This window comes from Nocardia rosealba (assembly GCF_020216065.1).
GTDB lineage: Bacteria > Actinomycetota > Actinomycetes > Mycobacteriales > Mycobacteriaceae > Nocardia > Nocardia rosealba.
In genome coordinates this window covers 133333-152456 of sequence record NZ_JAIWNA010000001.1, presented here as the reverse complement: position 1 = coordinate 152456, position 19124 = coordinate 133333, and the positions used below count along the sequence as shown (strand labels likewise).

19 protein-coding genes are annotated in these 19124 nt (G+C 69.3%); 14 read left to right on the top strand and 5 right to left on the bottom strand.

Features of this window, described 5'->3' with window-relative positions; all coding sequences use genetic code 11:
- Positions 1-14: 14 nt before the first annotated feature.
- From LDL21_RS00660 to mnhG, 8 genes are all read left to right on the top strand, one after another.
- A complete protein-coding gene (locus LDL21_RS00660) occupies positions 15-2213 on the top strand; it encodes an AAA family ATPase (RefSeq protein ID WP_225278379.1) in 2199 nt (732 codons plus the stop codon).
- Positions 2214-2270: 57 nt separating this feature from the next.
- Positions 2271-3545 carry a hypothetical protein gene (locus tag LDL21_RS00655; RefSeq protein ID WP_225278378.1) on the top strand — a complete coding sequence of 425 codons (1275 nt, stop codon included), beginning with the start codon at positions 2271-2273 and terminating at the stop codon, positions 3543-3545.
- Between the two features lie 108 nt (positions 3546-3653).
- Positions 3654-6437, top strand: coding sequence for a Na+/H+ antiporter subunit A (locus LDL21_RS00650; protein WP_225278377.1), 2784 nt, complete (start codon positions 3654-3656; stop codon positions 6435-6437).
- A complete protein-coding gene (locus tag LDL21_RS00645; RefSeq protein WP_067484576.1) occupies positions 6434-6820 on the top strand; it encodes a Na(+)/H(+) antiporter subunit C in 387 nt (128 codons plus the stop codon). Before LDL21_RS00650 ends, LDL21_RS00645 begins: the two co-directional genes overlap by 4 nt.
- A complete protein-coding gene (locus LDL21_RS00640; RefSeq protein WP_225278376.1) occupies positions 6817-8415 on the top strand; it encodes a Na+/H+ antiporter subunit D in 1599 nt (532 codons plus the stop codon). The genes LDL21_RS00645 and LDL21_RS00640 overlap by 4 nt, the downstream gene beginning before the upstream one ends.
- 17 nt (positions 8416-8432) lie before the next feature.
- Positions 8433-8966 (top strand): Na+/H+ antiporter subunit E, encoded by a 534-nt coding sequence (locus LDL21_RS00635; protein ID WP_372462146.1) that lies wholly within the window; start codon positions 8433-8435, stop codon positions 8964-8966.
- Positions 8963-9223 (top strand): monovalent cation/H+ antiporter complex subunit F, encoded by a 261-nt coding sequence (locus LDL21_RS00630; RefSeq protein ID WP_225278374.1) that lies wholly within the window; start codon positions 8963-8965, stop codon positions 9221-9223. The genes LDL21_RS00635 and LDL21_RS00630 overlap by 4 nt, the downstream gene beginning before the upstream one ends.
- Positions 9220-9552, top strand: a complete 333-nt coding sequence (mnhG, locus tag LDL21_RS00625; protein ID WP_225278373.1) for a monovalent cation/H(+) antiporter subunit G — start codon at positions 9220-9222, stop codon at positions 9550-9552. The genes LDL21_RS00630 and mnhG overlap by 4 nt, the downstream gene beginning before the upstream one ends.
- Here mnhG and LDL21_RS00620 read toward each other — a convergent pair whose 3' ends face one another.
- The 5 genes from LDL21_RS00620 to napA all read right to left on the bottom strand — a co-directional run bounded on the left by LDL21_RS00620 (position 9553) and on the right by napA (position 13800).
- Positions 9553-10896, bottom strand: coding sequence for a phosphatase PAP2 family protein (locus tag LDL21_RS00620; RefSeq protein ID WP_225278372.1), 1344 nt, complete (start codon positions 10894-10896; stop codon positions 9553-9555).
- Between the two features lie 50 nt (positions 10897-10946).
- Entirely contained in the window at positions 10947-12089 is a 1143-nt protein-coding gene (locus LDL21_RS00615) for a glutamate--cysteine ligase (RefSeq protein WP_225278371.1), read from the bottom strand.
- 12 nt (positions 12090-12101) lie between these two features.
- Entirely contained in the window at positions 12102-12800 is a 699-nt protein-coding gene (sodC, locus tag LDL21_RS00610; RefSeq protein ID WP_225278370.1) for a superoxide dismutase[Cu-Zn], read from the bottom strand.
- A gap of 88 nt (positions 12801-12888) precedes the next feature.
- Positions 12889-13452 (bottom strand): LytR C-terminal domain-containing protein, encoded by a 564-nt coding sequence (locus tag LDL21_RS00605; protein ID WP_225278369.1) that lies wholly within the window; start codon positions 13450-13452, stop codon positions 12889-12891.
- A 42-nt stretch (positions 13453-13494) separates the two neighbouring features.
- Positions 13495-13800 carry a nucleoid-associated protein NapA gene (gene napA / locus LDL21_RS00600; protein ID WP_225278368.1) on the bottom strand — a complete coding sequence of 102 codons (306 nt, stop codon included), beginning with the start codon at positions 13798-13800 and terminating at the stop codon, positions 13495-13497.
- Positions 13801-13981: 181 nt separating this feature from the next.
- Between napA and LDL21_RS00595 the strand changes: the two genes are divergently transcribed.
- From LDL21_RS00595 to LDL21_RS00570, 6 genes are all read left to right on the top strand, one after another.
- A complete protein-coding gene (locus LDL21_RS00595) occupies positions 13982-14569 on the top strand; it encodes a peptide deformylase (protein WP_225278367.1) in 588 nt (195 codons plus the stop codon).
- A complete protein-coding gene (locus tag LDL21_RS00590; protein ID WP_225278366.1) occupies positions 14562-15515 on the top strand; it encodes an N-acetylglutamate synthase, CG3035 family in 954 nt (317 codons plus the stop codon). Before LDL21_RS00595 ends, LDL21_RS00590 begins: the two co-directional genes overlap by 8 nt.
- A gap of 43 nt (positions 15516-15558) precedes the next feature.
- A complete protein-coding gene (locus LDL21_RS00585) occupies positions 15559-16374 on the top strand; it encodes an exodeoxyribonuclease III (protein WP_225278365.1) in 816 nt (271 codons plus the stop codon).
- Between the two features lie 58 nt (positions 16375-16432).
- A complete protein-coding gene (locus LDL21_RS00580; RefSeq protein WP_225278364.1) occupies positions 16433-17626 on the top strand; it encodes a homogentisate 1,2-dioxygenase in 1194 nt (397 codons plus the stop codon).
- A gap of 8 nt (positions 17627-17634) precedes the next feature.
- Positions 17635-18810: a fumarylacetoacetase gene (fahA, locus tag LDL21_RS00575; protein ID WP_225279187.1), complete on the top strand. Its 1176-nt coding sequence runs from the start codon at positions 17635-17637 to the stop codon at positions 18808-18810.
- Between the two features lie 63 nt (positions 18811-18873).
- Positions 18874-19062 carry a hypothetical protein gene (locus tag LDL21_RS00570; protein WP_067979020.1) on the top strand — a complete coding sequence of 63 codons (189 nt, stop codon included), beginning with the start codon at positions 18874-18876 and terminating at the stop codon, positions 19060-19062.
- The last annotated feature ends 62 nt before the right edge of the window (positions 19063-19124 follow it).

Here is a 19124-nt window from a genome sequence, read left to right as displayed (position 1 = left end):
GGCAGAATGGCACGGTGGCTGAACTTTCGCTGACCGCTCGTCTCAATCCCTCGGCCGCCGATGCCCGTCGCGGGGTGGTTCGTCTGCATCCGGAGACGCTCACGGCGCTCGGCCTGCGGGAATGGGACGGTATCGCGCTGATCGGCGCACGGCGCACGGCAGCGGTGGTCGCCAAGGCGCCCGCGGGCAGTCCGCCCGGCGTCGCCCTGCTCGACGATGTGACCCTGTCGAATGTGGGTCTGCGGGAGAACGCGGCGGTGACCGTCGCCCCGGTGACGGTGTTCGGCGCCAAGCAGATCTCGCTCAGCGGTTCGGCGCAGGCGATGGCGAGCATTCCCGCCGTGACGCTGCGCCAGGCCCTGCTCGGCAAGGTGGTCACCGTCGGCGACACGGTGTCGCTGCTGCCGCGCGACCTCGGCCCCGACATCAGCTCCGCGGCGACAACTCAGGCGCTGGCGCGCACATTCGGGATCGCCTGGACCACCGAGCTGCTCACGGTCACCGCGATCGATCCACGGCCGGGTCCGGTGAGTGTGCAACCGAATTCGGCGGTCGGCTGGGGTAGTGGCGCGGCGGCGGTGCAGCACGCGGTGGAGCGCGACGGTGGCCCGCTCGCCACCTCGCTCGAAGTGCCGACGGTGAGCGCGGGCAGCGCGCCCGTGCCGGTGGAGGATCTGGCCGGCGTGCAGAGCCAGGCCGCCAAGCTCGCCGAATGGCTGAGTCTGGCGCTCGATGAGCCGGAACTGCTGAAAGTCCTCGGCGCACCGGCACATCTCGGCGTGCTCATCACCGGTCCCGCAGGCGTGGGCAAGGCGACCCTCGCCGAAGCGGTCGCCGCGCCGCGCCGCGTCGTCGTACTCGACGGGCCGAGTGTCGGGGCGAGCGAGAGCGGGGCGCGGTTGCGTGAGGTCGCCGAGGCGGTCGCCGATATCGCCACCGGCCAGGGCGGGGTGCTGATCGTCACCGATATCGATGCGTTGCTGCCGCTGGAGGCGGACCCGGTCGCCACCCTCATCCTCGACCAGTTACGGGCCGCCGTCCGCGAGCCACGCGTCGCGTTGCTGGCCACCACCGCGCATCCGGCACAGGTGGATTCGCGATTGCGGGCACCGGATCTGTGCGACCGCGAACTGGCGCTGCCGCTGCCGACCGCACTCGTGCGACGCGCGCTGCTGGAACAGCTGCTGCGCAAGGTGCCGTCGGGCAAGCTCGATCTCGACGTGATCGCTTCGCGCACACCGGGTTTCGTCGTCGCCGATCTCGCCGCGGTGTGCCGGGAGGCGGCGGTGCGCGCGGCCGGTCGGGCCAGCCGGGAACAGGCCGAGCCCGAACTCACCCAGGACGACCTCATCGGCGCGCTCGACGTCATCCGGCCGCTGTCGCGTTCCGGCACCGAGGAATTGGCCATCGGCTCCCTCGATCTCGACGACGTGGGCGACATGGTGGAAACCAAACAGGCGCTCACCGAGGCGGTGCTGTGGCCGCTGCGCCACCCCGACTCGTTCGCCCGGCTCGGTATCGAGCCGCCGCGTGGCGTGCTGCTCTACGGACCGCCCGGTTGCGGCAAGACCTTCCTGGTCCGGGCCCTGGCCGGGACCGGACAGCTCAGTGTGCACGCGGTGAAAGGCGCTGAGCTGATGGACAAGTGGGTCGGTTCATCGGAGCGCGCGGTGCGCGAACTGTTCCAGCGGGCCCGCGATTCGGCGCCGTCGCTGATCTTCCTCGACGAGGTCGACGCGCTCGCCCCACGCCGGGGACAGAGCAGCGACTCGGGAGTGTCGGACCGGGTGGTCGCCGCCCTGCTCACCGAACTCGACGGGGTGGAGCCGTTGCGCGACGTGGTGGTGCTCGGGGCGACCAACCGGCCCGAACTCATCGACCCCGCCCTGCTGCGTCCGGGCAGGCTGGAACGGTTGGTGTTCGTTCCGCCGCCCGACGCGGCCGCGCGGCTCGACATCCTGCGCACCGCCGGTCGCTCGGTGCCGCTGGCCGACGACGTCGACCTGGCCGCCCTCGCCGACGACCTCGACGGCTACTCCGCCGCCGACTGCGCCGCCCTGCTGCGCGAAGCCGCCCTCACGGCACTGCGCCGCGATATGGCAGCCGCCGATGTCACCGCCGAGGACGTGGCGACCGCCCGCCGCACCGTCCGTCCCTCGCTCGACCCCGCGCAGGTCGAATCGTTGCGGGAGTACGCGCGCAACCGGGGATGAACCGCCCCGGGGGCTGATTTCCCAGGTGGTGCGGGTTTCGCCGGTATCGTCGGAACCGTGCCCAGGATCGGTGATGGTCTGGATGCGGTGACAGCGTTCGCGGGTGCCGCGGTCGCGGGCATGGCGCTGTTCCTGCCGTTCACGTTCCGCACCACCGCGGCCTCGTCGCTCGATTCGCCGTACCGGGTCACCAGCCTGGTCAACAGCGTCCCCCGAGCCGCCGCGCTCGGGCTCATCGTCGCGGTGGTCGTCGCGGTACTGGTTCGTCCGCTCACCCGGCCCGGGCTGGTCTGGCTCGCCGCCACCTGCGCGACGGCGGCACTGGCCGTGAACTACTACATCGGCACCCTGATGACCTCGGCCGATGTGCTGACCACCCAGAACTACATCGACAGCATCTGCGGCGGCGCGGCCTACGGCGCGCTCGGGATCTGCTCGTTGCGGATGCGCTGGCCCGCGGTCGGGTTCGCGGTCGGGACGATCCTGGTGTTCGTCTACGGCGAGGTGGTCGCCATCTTCACCTCGAATTCGACCCAGGCCGACAAGTCCGCGCACAGCCCGACGTGGCTGGTGCTGTGCGCCCTTGTCCTGCTCGCGGTGAACACCGCACGGCACCAGCACGGCGTCATTCTGGGTGCCCCGCCCCGGCTGGCAGCCGACCTGCCGATCTCCCCGATCATCGCGACCACCCTGCTCGCGCTGACCCTGCTGCTCACCACCGAATGGCTCTCGGGCGAATTCGACGGACGCCGCGCCAGCACCGCACAGGTGGGACTCGCGGTGGTCCTCACCGTCGCCGCCGCCTTCGTCACCGCCCTGCTGCTCCCCGATCGTGACGGCGCCGCCGTGCTGCTCGCGGTCAGCCTGGCCGCCGTGGCCGACTCGCTCGGTGACGCACCGAGCCTCGGCTGGAACCTGCTGGTGGTGATCGCGGTAGTCGTGATCACCGTGCTGGCCGGGCTGGCGCGGCCGTCGCCGTGGCCGGTGCTGCTCGGTGCGGCCGCGATCGCGATCTTCTCCCTGTTCACCGACGATTTCGGCTGGACTGTCACCTGGGTGATCGGCACCGGGTTGCTCGCCGCCGTCGCCGGGTACGGCTTCGCCTCGGTGCGGGTGAGTTATCTGCCGAGCGCGGTACTGGCCCTGGGCGCGCTGTATCTGCCGTCGATCCTGTGGGCCATCCCCACCCGCCTGCGCAACTGGCCAGCGGGCGGGGTGAACGCCGACGACCGGACCCCCGGCTTCACGGCGCTGGCCATCACGATCGGCGCCGCGGGCGCGCTGGCGCTGTTCTACTGGATCAGGCCCGCCGAACCGGCGCCCAGGTCATAGCCGCACCGGTGCCGACATGGCCGACGCGACAGCCTCGGTGCCGACGCGCATCGTCTCCGCGCCCGTAGGATCGGGGCTCGCCACACGCTAGGAGACCCGGAGGCGCGGTTGCTCGCTGTCCTGCTCGCTCACGCAATGGCCGCGCTCGCGGCCCCGCTGTGCGTGCGAGCGCTGGGCCGCAACGCTTTCTATCTGCTGGCGCTGGTTCCGCTGGGCAGTCTCGGGTGGGTGCTCGCGCACTGGGGCGTCACCGTCACCAGCCGGGTGCGGTGGGCGCCGCAGATCTCGATGGACATCGACCTGCGCTTCGATTCCCTCGCCGCCGTGATGTGTGTGCTCGTCCTCGGCATCGGCGCGCTGATCCTGGCCTATTGCGGGCGCTACTTCGACCGTGACGAGGCGAGGCTCGGGATATTCGCGGCCGAGTTGGTCGGCTTCTCCGGTGCCATGTTCGGCCTGGTGACCAGCGACAACATGCTGTTGCTCTACGTGTTCTGGGAAATCACAACGGTGCTGTCGTTCCTGCTGGTCGGCCACTACGCCGAGCAGGCCGCGAGTCGCCGCGCCGCGATCCAGGCACTGCTGGTCACGGCGGCGGGCGGACTGGCGATGCTGGTCGGCATCGTCATCCTCGGATCGCGCTACGACAGTTTCCTGCTGTCGGACGTGCTCGCCCGCGAATCTCCACCCGATGGGATCGCGGTGTCGGTGGCGGTGGTGCTCGTGCTCGTCGGGGCGCTGAGCAAGTCGGCGATCGTGCCCCTGCACTTCTGGTTGCCCGGTGCGATGGCCGCGCCTACACCGGTGAGCGCCTACCTGCATGCCGCCGCGATGGTGAAAGCGGGCATCTATCTGGTCGCCCGCCTGGCACCCGCACTCGCCCAGACTCCACCGTGGCATGTGCTCGTGCTGCCGTTGGGGATCGCGTCGATGCTGTTGGCCGGCTGGCGGGCCATGCAGGTGCACGACCTGAAACTGGTGCTGGCGTTCGGCACGGTGAGCCAGCTCGGACTGCTCATCACCATGATGGCCATCGGCACCCCGGATACCGCACTCGCCGGGCTGGCGCTGCTGGTGGCGCACGGGCTGTTCAAGGCGTGCCTGTTCATGGTGGTCGGCATCATCGATCACGGCGCGGGCACTCGCGATCTGCGCCGGTTGTCGGGGCTCGGGCGGCGCGCGCCGGTGCTGTGCGCGGTGGCGGCGACCGCGGCGATCAGTATGGCGGGGTTGCCGCCGATGCTCGGGTTCGTCGGCAAGGAATCCGCCTTGAGCGCGGTGTGGGCGGCACAGGTGCTGAGCCCGCCGGTGCGGGTGCTGTTGCTGACCGGTATCGCCGTCGGTTCGGCCCTCACCGTCGCCTACAGCGCGCGGTTCCTGTGGGCCGCGTTCGGCACGAGCCCCGGCGTCACGACAACCTGGCACGCGCCGGGACCGCTGCTGGTCGGCCCGCCGGCCGTGCTGGCGGTGGCCGGGCTGGCGGGTGGGTTCGGTGCCGGGGTCGTCGACGAGTGGCTGAGCCCGTACGCCGAGACCCTGCCCGGCGTCCTCGACGGGGCACTCGCGCTGTGGCACGGCTTCACACCCGCCCTCGCGCTCACCGCCGTCATCGTGCTGGTCGGCTTCGCATTGTTCTTGGTACGCAACAGGATTCACGAGTCGGCTCGTCCGCGACTCGGCAATGCCGACCGGGGTTACGACGCCGCACTGCGGGCGATGGACCGGCTCTCGCTTCGCCTCACCGGCACGGTGCAATCCGGTTCGCTGCCCGTCAGCCAGGCCTTCATCCTCGGCACGCTCATCGTGCTGCCCGCCGTGATGCTCGCGACCGGTACCCGCACGGGAATCACCCTGCACCTGTGGGATTCGCCGTTGCAGGCGGTGATCGGCGCGATCATGATCGCCATGGCGCTCGCGGCGACGGTGCTGCGCAACAGGTTGGCCAGTGTGCTCGTGGTCGGTGTCACCGGATACGGCTGCGGCGTGATCTTCGCGCTGCACGGCGCACCGGATCTCGCGCTCACCCAATTCCTGGTCGAGACACTGACTCTGGTGATCTTCGTGCTCGTGCTGCGCGGGTTCCCGGCCGAGATCACCGACGGCTACGCCGCCGCGTTCAAGGTCCGTCGCGCGCTGCTCGCGATCGCGGTCGGCGTCACCGTGACGGTACTCGCCGCGTTCGCCTCCGCCGCCCGGCACAGCGAGCCGATCTGGCGCACCATCCCCGACGCCGCCTACCGCGTCGGCGGCGGCAAGAACGCGGTGAACGTGCTGCTCGTCGACATCCGCGCCTGGGACACCCTCGGCGAGATCTCGGTCCTCGTCGTCGCCGCCACCGGCGTTGCGTCGCTGGTGTTCCGCAGCCGCCGCTTCGGCAGCGCGCCACGCGCCGTCGACGCACCGAACTACAACCCCGACGCCGTGAGCTGGTTGCCTGCCGCCCGGCTGCTCGACCGGCGCGAACGCTCGATGGTCCTGCAGATCACCACCCGGCTGCTGTTCCCGACCATCATGGTCCTGTCGGTGTACTTCTTCTTCTCCGGCCACAACGCACCCGGCGGCGGCTTCGCCGGTGGCCTGCTCGCCGGGCTCGCCCTCACCCTGCGCTACCTGGCGGGTGGACGCTACGAACTCGGCGAAGCCCTCCCGGTCGACGCCGGACACCTCCTCGGCGCGGGCCTGGTCCTCGCCGCCGGGACGGCGACCACATCGCTGCTGCTCGGGGCCCCACCACTGTCCTCGGCGATCATCGAGATCACCGTGCCGGTGCTCGGCCACATCAAACTCGTCACCGCCATGTTCTTCGATCTCGGCGTGTACCTGGTGATCGTCGGCCTCACCCTCGACGTCCTGCGCAGCCTCGGCGCCCGCCTGGACAAGGAGATCTCATGAGTGCCAACCTCGTCATGCTGCTCACGATCGGCGCGCTCACCGCCTGCGGGGTGTACCTGGTGCTCGAGCGGGTGGTGTCGAAGATGCTGCTGGGGATCATCCTGCTCGGCAACGCGGTGAACCTGCTGATCCTCACCGTCGGCGGCGGGCCGGACGGGAACCCACCGGTGCTGTCGGGCTCGGACACCTCGCCCGACGGCATGGCCGATCCGCTGGCCCAGGCGATGGTGCTCACCGCCATCGTCATCACGATGGGCTTGGCCGCGTTCGTGCTCGCCCTCGCCTATCGCGCCTACCGGCTGACCACCACCGAAGACGTCCGCAACGACCCTGAGGACACCCAGGTCGCGGCCCGGCGCGAGAGCGAGGACCCGGCCGAATGACCCTCTCCCCGCAGCTGCTTCCCGATCTCGCCGCGCTGCCGGTGCTGGTCCCGCTGCTCGCCGCCGCGGTCACCCTGATCTTCGGGCGCCGACCGCGCGTCCAGCGGCTGGTGTCGATGGTCGCGCTGTCGGGTGTGCTCGCCATCAGCGCGCTGCTGCTGTACCTCGCCGACCGCGACGGCACGACGGCGGTGCAGGTGGGCGGCTGGCCGACCCCGATCGGCATCACCCTCGTCGTCGACCGGCTCAGCGCGGCGATGCTGCTTGTCTCGGCGTTCGTCCTGCTCCTGGTGTCGATCTACGGTGCGGGGCAGAACATCTCCGACGGCGACGACAACCAGCCCACCTCCATCTACCGACCCACCTACCTGGTGCTCACGGCCGGTGTGTCGATGGCGTTCCTGGCCGGTGACCTGTTCAACCTGTTCGTCGGGTTCGAGCTGCTGCTCGCCGCCTCGTTCGTGCTGCTCACCGTCGGCGCCACCGAGGAACGCATCCGCACCGGCATCGCGTACGTGATGGTGTCGATGGTGTCGTCGATGATCTTCCTGATCGGCATCGGCCTCACCTACGCGGCCACCGGCACCCTGAACCTCGCGCAACTGGCCGTTCGGCTCGAGGCGACACCACAGGGGGTGCGCACGGCCTGCTACGCCGTGCTGCTCGTGGCGTTCGGCATCAAGGCGGCGGTGTTCCCGCTGTCGAGCTGGCTACCCGACTCCTACCCCACCGCGCCCGCGCCGGTGACCGCCGTGTTCGCGGGCCTGCTCACCAAGGTCGGTGTGTACGCGATCATCCGGACGCACACGCTGTGGTTCCCGGACGGCGCGTTCGACGACATCCTGCTGGTGTGCGGGCTGGCGACCATGCTCGTCGGCATTCTCGGCGCGATCGCCCAGACCGATATCCGGCGCCTGCTGTCGTTCACCCTCGTGAGCCACATCGGGTACATGGTTTTCGGTATCGGGCTGGCCGGGTCGGCCGGGCTCACCGGTGCGGTGTTCTATGTGGCCCACCACATTCTGGTGCAGACGGCGCTGTTCCTCGCCGTCGGCCTGATCGAGCGCCAGGCCGGGTCGGTGTCGCTGCGCCGCCTCGGTGGGCTCGCCTCGGCGAGTCCGCTACTCGGGCTGCTCTTCCTGATACCGGCACTGAATCTCGGTGGTATTCCGCCCTTCTCGGGCTTCATCGGCAAGGTGACCCTGCTCGAGGCGGGTGCGGCCGACGGTAGCGTGCTGGCCTGGGTGCTGGTCGCCGGTTCGGTGGTCACCAGCCTGCTCACGCTCTACGCGGTGGCGCGGGTCTGGGGCAAGGCGTTCTGGCGCCCGCGCGAAGAAGCGCCCGAGGGACATCTCAGTGCCGCGAAACCGCCCACCCTGGTGGAGGATTCGACCGACGTGCAGTACGAGGACCGCACCGACCCCGGACGCATGCCCGCGCTGATGGTGCTCGCCACCGCCGGGCTGATCACCGCGGGCCTCGCGCTCACCGTGTTCGCCGGCCCCGTGCTCGGCATCGCCGAACGCGCCGCGGCCGATCTGAACAACCCGTCGGTGTATATCGAATCCGTCCTCGGCGGACAGGAGCCGCGATGACCGTGTTGCGCCGGCTCGTGAACCGGCAGAACGTCTTACGACTCGGCGTCCTCGCCTGGCTGACCGCGGTGTGGGTGGCCCTGTGGGGTGACCTCAGCGCGGCCAATGTGCTCGCCGGTGGAGTGGTCGCGCTGATCGTCGTGTTCGCGCTTCCGCTGCCACGGATCCCGGTGACCGGCCGGTTCCACCCGCTGTCCTTTCTCGAATTGATCGCCGCGGCAACCTATTACGCACTCGAGTCGAGCGTGCAGGTGGCCTGGTTCGCGCTGCGGCCCTCGGGCCCGCCGGTGTCGGGCGTGCTGCGCGTGGCCCTCGGCATCCAGTCGGATCTGGTGCTGGTGATCTGTACCGATCTGCTCAATCTCATTCCCGGCACCATGGTGCTCGAGATCGACCGTCAGCGCTGTGTGGTGTACGTCCACGTGCTCGATGTGGGCAGCGACAAGGCGGTCGACGACTTCTACCGCACCACCCGCCGCCTGGAACGTCTCATCATCGACGCCTTCGAACGACCAGGCGAGCGGCATCACGGACCGGAGGTTCAGGTATGACCGTCGTCGCCGTCATCGCGGCGGTGCTGCTGTCGTTCGCCGCCATCTGCACCGCTTACCGCGTACTCGCCGGCCCGAGCACCCTCGACCGGGTGGTCGGGATCGACTCGCTGATGGCCATCGCCGCGTCCGGGCTCGCGGTGTGGGCGGCCTACAGCAACGACACAACCGTCGTCCCGGCGATCGTCGCGCTGGCCCTTGTCGGTTTCCTCGGATCGGCCGCGGTGACGCGCTTTCGCGTGCGGGACGACCGATGAGCGGCTGGGAGTGGGTGTCGGCACCGCTGATCGTGCTCGGCTGTGTCCTCGCCTGCACCGCCGCACTGGGGATCGTGCGCTTCCCCGACACTCTCACCCGGATGCACGCGGCGACGAAACCGCAGGTGATCGGCCTGATCATGGTTCTCATCGGCACCGGGATCGACCTGCGCGGCGACGCCAATGTGTGGATGCTCGTGCTGACCGGACTGTTCACGATCATCACCGCACCGGTGGTCGCACATCTGCTCGGGCGCACCGCCTACCGCGAGCAGCGGCACCGCGACGGCCTGTTGCGCGTCAACGAACTCGGCGACGAGGTGGACTGACTACACCCGAACCGCGGCCGGTGCCCGGTCGGGCGCGGCGGCGAACCAGGTGAGGTGGAACGCCACGGCGACCGCCGCGAGCAGCCCGATCACGATGGCGCCGGCCGGCACCGGGTACTGCGCCATCTCGACCGCCAGGTAGCGGTAACCCAGCAGCAGACCACCGAAAACGGCCGATCCGAGGGCGACCAGGCGGATCCGCGCCGCGTCCCAGCCTCGCTCGGGTGCGCGCAGCGCCGATTCGACGGTCAGGCACAGCACCACACCCGCCACCAGATCCACGCCGTAGTGGTAACCGAAACCGAGCGTCGCCGCGACCGTCGCGGCCAGCCAGAACGCCCCGCCCCACCGCAACCACGCGGGCGCGCGGCTGCCGTCGACATCGCGACGCGTGTGGATGAACAGCGACAGCGCCCATGCGGTGTGCATCGACGGCATGCAGTTGCGCGGGGTGAATTCGTCGAACGGCAGCGGCGCCGGACTCTGCCCGATCGGCGGCAGCGCCGAAGGCCAGAAGTTGCCGAGCTGGAAGCCGTTGCCGTCGGCGCCGAAGGCGAACATCGGGCCGACCACGGGGAACAGCACATAGAACAGCGGCCCGACCAACCCGAGCACCAGGAACGTGCGAACCAGATAGTGCCCCGGCCAGATTCCCGTGCTGACCACACCGCGCAACTGCCACACCGCGACGACGATCGCCGCCACCGGCAGCTCGATGTAGACCCAGTGCAGCACCGCGTACACCTCGGGCCCGAGGACCTCGAGCACCCGGCCGACCACCCACGACGGGTCGCCGAGCGCGTGATCGGCGAGCAGCAGGTATTCGTCGAGCACCGTCGGGTGTACCGCCGAGGTGACGTGCAACCACACGTCGCCGACCTTCGTCGCCAGGATGAGCAAGGCACCCAGTGCCGCGGCCTTCAGCGCGTCGGTCCGTTCGCGGCCCTGCCAGCGCACCGCCGCGATGATCGCGAGGGCGGTGAGCACGATGGTCGGCCCGTTGCCGACGGTGAACGGTTTACCGTCGAGCAGTCGCAGCGCGACGAACACCGCGTCGATCCCGATCGCGGCGCTCACCGCGAACACCCGCCTGCGCGCCGACACCCCGACCAGCGCGAGGACGAGACCCGCCCACGGAACCGACATCGACTTGGGCGTGCCGACATAGTCGCGCGCCAAGCTGGCGAGTGGTCCTTCGAAGCCGCTGATCGACGCCGCGATCTGCAGGCCGATCAGCAGTAGCAGGACCGCCGACACCGCGACTGCGGCGAGCGTCCTCGGTTCGCGCAGACGGGAACCGAGGGTGGCACCCCCCGCGGCAGCACGCGGATGTTCGACAAGCATCCACCCATCGTAAACGGCGGGTTAACGCCACCGGGCTGGGTAGTTGAACGCTACTGATCCAGCTCGCGCACCAGCGAGTCGACCACCGCGACAAGATCACCCTGGGACTGCGCGGCAACCCGGCGTTGACGCTGGTAGGAGGCACCGTGGCGGGGGATCTCGGCCACGGCGGCGAGTTCGTCGGCGCAGCCGAGACGGCGCGCGGTCGGCTCCAACCGGGTGAGCAGATCCATCAGATCGTCTGTGACCAAACGCTCATTACTCGCGTCGTCGACGATCACGATGGCGTCGAGTCCGTAGCGCGCGGCCCGCCATTTGTTCTCCTGCACATGCCAGGGCGGCAGGGTCGGCAGCTGTTCACCGTCGTCGAGCCTGCGTTCCAGATCGACGACGAGGCAGTGGATCAGCGCGGCCACCGACGCCAGTTCGGCGCGGCTGGACAGCCCGTCGCACACCCGGATCTCGATGGTGCCCCACTTGGGCGCGGGCCGGATGTCCCAGTGCATGCCGCCGAGTTGTTCGAACACACCGGTTTTCATCTGGTCGTGCACGAAACCCTCGAACTGACGCCAGTTCTCGAACTGGAACGGCAGGCCCGCCGTGGGCAGCTGCTGGAACATCAGCGCGCGGTTACTGGCATAGCCGGTGTCGTCGCCGGACCACATCGGCGAGGACGACGAGAGCGCGAGCAGATGCGGATACGACAGCAGCAGCGAGTTCAGGATGGGAAAGACCTTGTCGCGGTGGGAAACTCCCACGTGCACGTGCACGCCCCAGATGAGCATCTGCCTGCCCCACCACTGGGTGCGCTCGATCAGCTCGTCGTAATGCGGTGAGCGCGTGAGCTGCTGGGCCGACCACTGGGCGAACGGGTGCGTGCCCGCGCAGAACAGGTCGACACCGAGTGGGTCGGCCGCGCGGCGCACGGCGTCCATCGTGGTGCGCAGGTCCTCGACGGCGCCGCCGACGGTCTCGTGCACGCCGGTGACCAATTCCACCGTGTTGCGCAGCAATTCCTTGGTGACCTGCTGTGTCCCGTCGTGGGCGCGCAGGTCGCCGACGGCATCGAAGACCGCCGAGGCGGTGTTGGACAGATCGCGCGTGACCTTGTCGACGAGCGCGATCTCCCACTCGATGCCGATTGTCGGCCGGGGCGAACCGCGAAACGGCACCGGCTGAATTGCCCCGGCCATCAGCGGGTCTCGCTAACCGACGACGCCGCAGGCCACTCGGGCACCCGCGTCACCGGTGGACAGGGTGGTCTCGTCCGGGCCCGTGCCGCCTTCCCGGGTGTAGCGCGGCGGGATATTGCCGAAGTTGTCGGCGCCCGCGTGCACGATCAGGGCCTTGCCCTTGATGTTGTCGAGGGTGACGCTGTCGGTGCGGGTGACCAGCTTGGCCGAGCCGTCGGCGCCGACCTGCAGGGAGGTGAGGTCGCCGCTGGCCGGGTGCGAGGTGGCCCCGCCGACCTGCAGATGACCACCGGCCGAGGTGAAGTCGCCCTCGCATGTGCCGTTCTGGTGGAAGTGCAGGCCGTGGAAACCGGGGGTCAGACCCTGCGCCTCGACAGTGACGACCAGGTGGTTGCCCTCGGCGACGATGGTCGCGGTGCCGACACCGGCGCCCGCGCTGTTCTTCAGCTCGGCCTTCAGACCACCGGTCGAGGCACCGTGGTCGCCGCCGTGCGCGCCCGGTTCGCCGGAGGCAGAGGGGGCGGGATGGCCGGTGCCGTGGTCCTCGCCACCGCCCGCGGGGGCGGACGAACCGGTCCACACCGGCGGCGTGGTGCCCTTGACGTCACTCGACTCCTGGCTGTTGGTGCAGGCGGCGAGCCCGAACGCGGCGACCGCGACAACCGGGGTCACAATGCGCCAGGACGGGCGACGAGTGGACGACGTGGCCATCAGGGGACTCCTTATCGGACTGGGGCAGTACCGCTGAAGATGATGCCACAGCGCGAACACGCCCTGCGGCACCGCGTGCCGTGCCGGCTCAGCGTCCCGTCAGGACGACGACGACACCGGGCGTGGCGTCGGCGGTCTTGGGGGCCACGGTTCCGCCGACCTGCGCGGCGATCTCGGCGGCCGCGGCCTCTTCACCCGGCGCGGTGCCGTAGTACACCGTGGTCGTTGTCAGGTTCGAACCGCTGTAGTTGCCGGTGCTCACATTGGTCCAGCCCGCCGCGCCGAGTTCGCTCGCGGTGCGCGCGGCCAGGCCCGCGACGAGGCTGTTGTTCAGGACGCGGACGGGAATGTCCTTGTCGCCCGTGGCCGCGGCCTGTGTGGTGGTCGTGGTCGTGGTCGTCGGCGCGACGGTGGTTGTCGTCGTCGGGGCGGCGGCCGCGCTGGTCGTGGTCGGGGCGGCCGTGGTCGCCGGGGCCTGCGCCACCGCGCTCGAGGTGGTGGTCTCGGTCTGCTCGACCGGATCGGCCGCCTCGGCACCGGAATTCGACAACGACATCGCACCCAGGCCGGCGAAGACGATGGCCAGCGCGATCAACACCATCGCCAGCGCGCGCAGCGGTGGGCCGCCGGGGGTGGGATTCGGGTTGCTCACCCGCGCAACCCTAGTCGCATCGACGGAGATGTGGCTCGCATGTCAGACCTGGAAACCGAGTTTGCGGGCGGCACGGGCCTTCTGCCTGCTCGCGCGCAACCGGCGCAGTCGCTTGACCAGCATGGGGTCGGCCGCGAGTGCTTCTTCCTTGTCGACGACGGCGTTGAGTACCTGGTAGTACCTGGTGGCCGACATCGAGAACAGTTCGCGGATCGCGTCTTCCTTGGCGCCCGCGTACTTCCACCATTTGCGTTCGAAGTCGAGGATGTCGAGTTCACGCCGACTGAGACCGGAGCCATCGTCGCCGGCCGAATCCTGGGGGATGTGCCGAGCCGCTGCGCCGTCCATCTTGCTCCCTCGCCGAGTATCACGAGATGAAAATGACGCTTGCACGTCGCGGATCATTCAACCATGAGCCCACCCGATCCTTCGACCGCTGCCCCGGCGTGTTGACTGAGGGCCAGTAGGAGTGTCGCGGCGCACAGGGGCCGCCGCTCGCGCGGGCGATACCGCGGCGATAATGGCCACCATGGCAATTCTCCCGATCGTGATCGTCGGTGACCCCGTTCTCCACACCGCTACCGCCCCGGTGACGGAGACCCCGGCAGAGCTGGCCGGGCTGATCGCGGACATGTACGACACCCTCGAGGCGTCCAAGGGTGTCGGCCTCGCGGCCAATCAGGTCGGCGTCGGCAAGCGGCTGTTCATCTACGACTGCCCCGATTTCGACGCGGAGGGCAACCAGATCCGCCGCCGCGGCGCCGTGATCAACCCGGTGCTCGAGACCTCCGAGATCCCGGAGACCATGCCCGATCCCGACGACGACGAAGAGGGCTGCCTGTCGGTGCCCGGTGAGCAGTTCCCCACCGGCCGCGCCGACTGGGCACGCGTCACGGGCACCGACGAGCACGGCGAACCGGTCGACATCGAGGGCGCCGGTTTCTTCGCGCGCATGCTGCAGCACGAGGTGGGCCACCTCGACGGCTTCCTCTACGTCGACGTGCTGATCGGCCGCAACGCCCGCGCCGCCAAGAAGGCGATCAAGCGAAACGGTTGGGGCAAGCCGGGTTTGAGCTGGGTGCCGGGCACCGTCCCGGACCCCTTCGGCAATGACTGACATACCCCTCGGCCGCCGGGTGGTGATGCGGTATCAGCTGCCCGAGGGTTATCCACAGCCGCTCACCGATGTGATCGGCGAGCTGGTGTCGATGACGCCGCCGTCGGTGCGCACCGCCGAGGGTGAGGTGGTTTCGGTCGCGGCGGATCGGGTCGTCGCACTGAAGGCGCTGGGGCCGAGGCCGATTCGGACCAAGGAGATCCGGTCGCTGGAGACGGCGGCGGCGGGCGGCTGGCCCGGTGTCGAGCACACGTGGATCGACGGCTGGCTGGTCCGCGCGGGCAACGGATACACCGGCCGGGCGAATTCGGCTGTGCCGCTCGGTGAGTCGGGCGTGCCCGCCACCTTGTCGATCGAGACGATGCACCGGATCGCCGACTGGTACACCGCGCGCGGTCTGCCGCTGCTGCTGCAACTGCCCGACCGGCTCGCCCCGGTTCCGCCCGGCTGGAACAGCTGGAGCGAGACCGTGATGCTCGGCCTGGACATCTCGAACTTCGTGCTGCCCCAGGGCCCTTCGATGGTTCGCGTCGCCGCGCAACCGGACGAGGGCTGGTTGCGCACCCACCGCTACCGTGGCGAGATCCCGCTCGACCCGGCCGTTCGCGAACCCGACCGCGACGTGCTCACCTCGGTCCTCGACGGCACCGTCGGCTTCGCCACCCTCGGTGTGCCCGAAGCCCTCGCCATCGGGCGCGGTGCGGTGACGACGGCGCCGGACGGCCGACGCTGGGTCGGCCTCACCTGCGTCGCCGTGGCCGCCGCGCACCGCCGCAACGGCCTGGCCACCCTGGTCTGCGCCGAGCTCATCCGCTGGGGCGCCGACCAGGGCGCCACCCACGCCTACGTCCAAGTCGAAGTCGGCAACGCCACCGCACTGGCCCTCTACCGCGAACTCGGCTTCATCGAACACCACTCGTATCGCTACGCCGCGCCGCAGGGATAACCCCCGGTAACCTCGGTAGATACCCCCGGAAAGGACCTCGCACGTGCGTCTGGCCACCTGGAATGTGAACTCGATCCGCTCCCGCGTCGACCGGGCGACGGCGTTGCTCGACCGCCACGACATCGACGTGCTCGCGCTGCAGGAAACCAAGTGCCGTGACGACCAGTTCCCGTTCGAGCAGTTCGAGTCGGCCGGTTACGAGGTGGCCCATATCGGGCTCAATCAGTGGAACGGTGTGGCCATCGTGTCGCGGGTCGGGCTCGACGACGTGGAGGTGGCGTTCCCCGATCAGCCCGGTTTCGACAAGAACGCGGGTGATTCGCTGCTCGACTCGCCGGTGGTCGAGTCGCGGGCGATCGGCGCGACCTGCGGTGGGGTGCGGGTGTGGAGCCTCTACGTGCCGAACGGCCGCTCGCTCAGCGACCCGCACTACGCTTACAAACTCGAGTGGCTCTCCACGCTGCGCGCCGATGCCGCCCGCTGGCTCACCGAGGACCCCTCGGCCCAGATCGCCCTGGTCGGCGACTGGAATATCGCGCCAACCGACGACGACGTGTGGAATCCGAAGCTCTTCGAGGGCAAGACCCACACTTCCGCACCCGAGCGCGCCGCCTTCCAGGCCATGCTCGATACCGGCTTCCGTGACGTGATGCGGCCGTTCGCGCCCGGCCCCGGCGTCTACACCTACTGGGACTACACCCAGCTGCGTTTCCCCCGCAAGGAGGGCATGCGCATCGACTTCGTGTTGGCCTCCCCCGCCCTTGCGGACCGCACCAAGGAAGCCTTCGTCGACCGCGAGGAACGCAAGGGCAAGGGCGCCAGCGATCATGCTCCCGTGATCGCCGAGTTCACCGACTGAGACTTGTCCACAGCGGTACCGTGGGGTCACGGAATATCCGACCCGCGGGAGGTTGTGCATGTTCTACCGGTGTGTTGGGGCGGTGCCGCCCAAGCGGCACACGCAACATCGCGATGAGCGGGGCAACCTCTACTACGAGGAGCTCATGGGCGAGGAGGGGTTCTCCGGAGACTCCTCGCTGCTCTATCACCGGGGCCTGCCGCCCGCCATCGTCGACTCGACGGTGTGGGAGCTGCGCGATCAGTCGTTGACACCGAATCATCCACTGCGCCACCGTCATCTGCGGTTGCCCGACCTGTTTCCCGGCGACACGCCTGCGGCGACCGATCCGGTGACGGGCCGGCGGTTGCTGCTGGCGAATGCCGATGTGCGGATCTCGTATGTGGTAGCCGAGGCGGCGTCGCCGCTGTACCGCAATGCCATCGGCGACGAGCTGGTGTACGTGGAATCCGGTGCGGCGGTGGTGGAGAGCGTGTTCGGCACAGTGCCGGTGCACCAGGGCGACCAGCTGCTCATGCCGCGAGCGACGACGCACCGCTGGCTGCCGACGGGCGGAGCGCCCTTGCGCGCGTATGTGATCGAGGCGTCGAGCCACATCACCCCGCCCAAGCGGTATCTGTCGAAATTCGGTCAGCTGCTGGAGAATTCGCCGTACTGCGAGCGGGATCTGCACGGGCCGACCGCACCGTTGCTCGCCGAGGGCACCGATGTGGAGGTGCTGGTCAAGCATCGCGCCGGAGCGGAGGTGATCGGCACCAGGTTGACCTATGCCACTCATCCTTTCGATGTAGTCGGCTGGGACGGGTGCCTGTACCCGTTCACTTTCAACATCGCCGATTTCGAGCCGATCACCGGGCGGGTGCATCAGCCACCGCCGGTGCATCAGGCCTTCGAGGGTGCCAATTTCGTGATCTGCAATTTCGTGCCGCGCAAGGTGGATTACCACCCGCTCTCGATTCCGGTGCCCTACTACCACTCGAATGTGGACTCCGACGAAATCATGTTCTATTGCGGCGGAAACTACGAGGCGCGCAAGGGTTCCGGGATCGCGCAGGGTTCGGTGTCGGTGCATCCCGGTGGTTACGCGCACGGCCCGCAGCCCGGCGCCTACGAGCGCAGTATCGGTGCGGAATTCTTCGACGAACTGGCGGTGATGGTGGATACCTTCCGGCCGTTGCAGCTCGGCGAAGGTGCGCTGGCCTGCGAGGATCCCGGATACGCGTGGACCTGGTCGGGACGTGGGCCCCGGTGAGCGGGCGGTTGCTTCGCGTCGAGGTAGCGCCGGATTCGTTGTTCGGGCCGGAGAACATGCCCTACGGGGTATTCGCCCCACCGGGTGAATCCTTCCGGGTGGGTGTGCGTCTCGGCGATATGGTCCTGGATCTCGCCGCGCTGCTCGGCGATCCGGTCTTCGCCCGTCCCGATCTCAATGCGTTTCTCGCCGCCGGGCCCGCTCGGTGGGGCGCTGTCCGGGCGCGCTTGCGCGAATTGGCCGATACCGCACTGCCGGTCGAGGTCGTGCACCCCGTGCGTTCGGTGCGGCTGGCCTTGCCGGTGACGATCGGCGATTACGTCGATTTCTACGCGAGCATCGACCACGCGACCAATCTGGGCAGGCTGTTCCGGCCCGACAGCGAACCGCTGCTGCCGAATTGGCGTCATCTGCCGGTGGGATATCACGGGCGAGCGGGCACCGTCGTGGTTTCCGGCACCCCGGTGATCCGTCCACAGGGGCAGCGCCGGACCGATTCGGGTGCACCGGAATTCGGCCCGTCGCAGCGGCTGGACATCGAAGCGGAATTGGGGTTCGTGGTCGGCACCGGGTCGACGCTGGGCGTTCCGGTTGGTGTCGACGATTTCGCCGAGCACGTCTTCGGGGTCGCCCTGGTGAACGACTGGTCCGCGCGCGATATCCAGGCCTGGGAGTACCAGCCGCTCGGACCGTTCCTCGGCAAGTCCTTCGCCACCTCGCTGTCGGCGTGGGTCACTCCGTTGGCTGCGCTGGAACAGGCGCGGGTGCCGCTGCCGACCCAGGACCCCGAACCGCTGCCCTACCTGCGCGGCACCGCCGACCACGGCCTCGATATCGACCTGGCGGTGGCGTGGAACGGGGAGGTGGTCACCCGGCCGCCGTATGCGCGGATGTACTGGTCGCCCGCACAGATGCTGGCCCACCTCACCGCCAACGGCGCCTCGATCCGCCCCGGTGACCTCTACGCCTCCGGCACCATCTCCGGTCCGGAACCGGCCCAGCGCGGTTCGTTCATCGAATTGTCCTGGGGTGGAAGAGAACCCATCTCCGTGGGCGAGGAGACTCGAACGTTCCTCGCCGACGGCGACGAAGTCACCATCACCGCGACCGCCCCCGGCACCGCCGGGCGCCCCATCGGCTTGGGCGAGGTCGGCGGACGGATCCTGCCCGCGCGCCAGGCATGAGGCACGACAGGACCTGAGAAGTCGGGTCTTCCGCCGCCCTGAGCGCATCGATACGGTGACCCGATGAAATCGACGATCGCCGCAGTAACCGGATTCGCCCTGATCACCCTGGCTCAGCTGCCCCTGGCCGCACCCGCCTCCGCATGCGGGCCCTACCCAGTGCCCTGCGAGCCGAGCTCGGGCCAGCAGGTCGGCGACTTCTTGTCGCGGCTGGCCCAGACCTTGCTCAGCGGGTCGTCGGCAGCACCGTAACGGCCGAGGCATCCACCCAGGGGCGGAGATGGTACTCCGTCGGCGTCCGCCCTGAGGTGGTA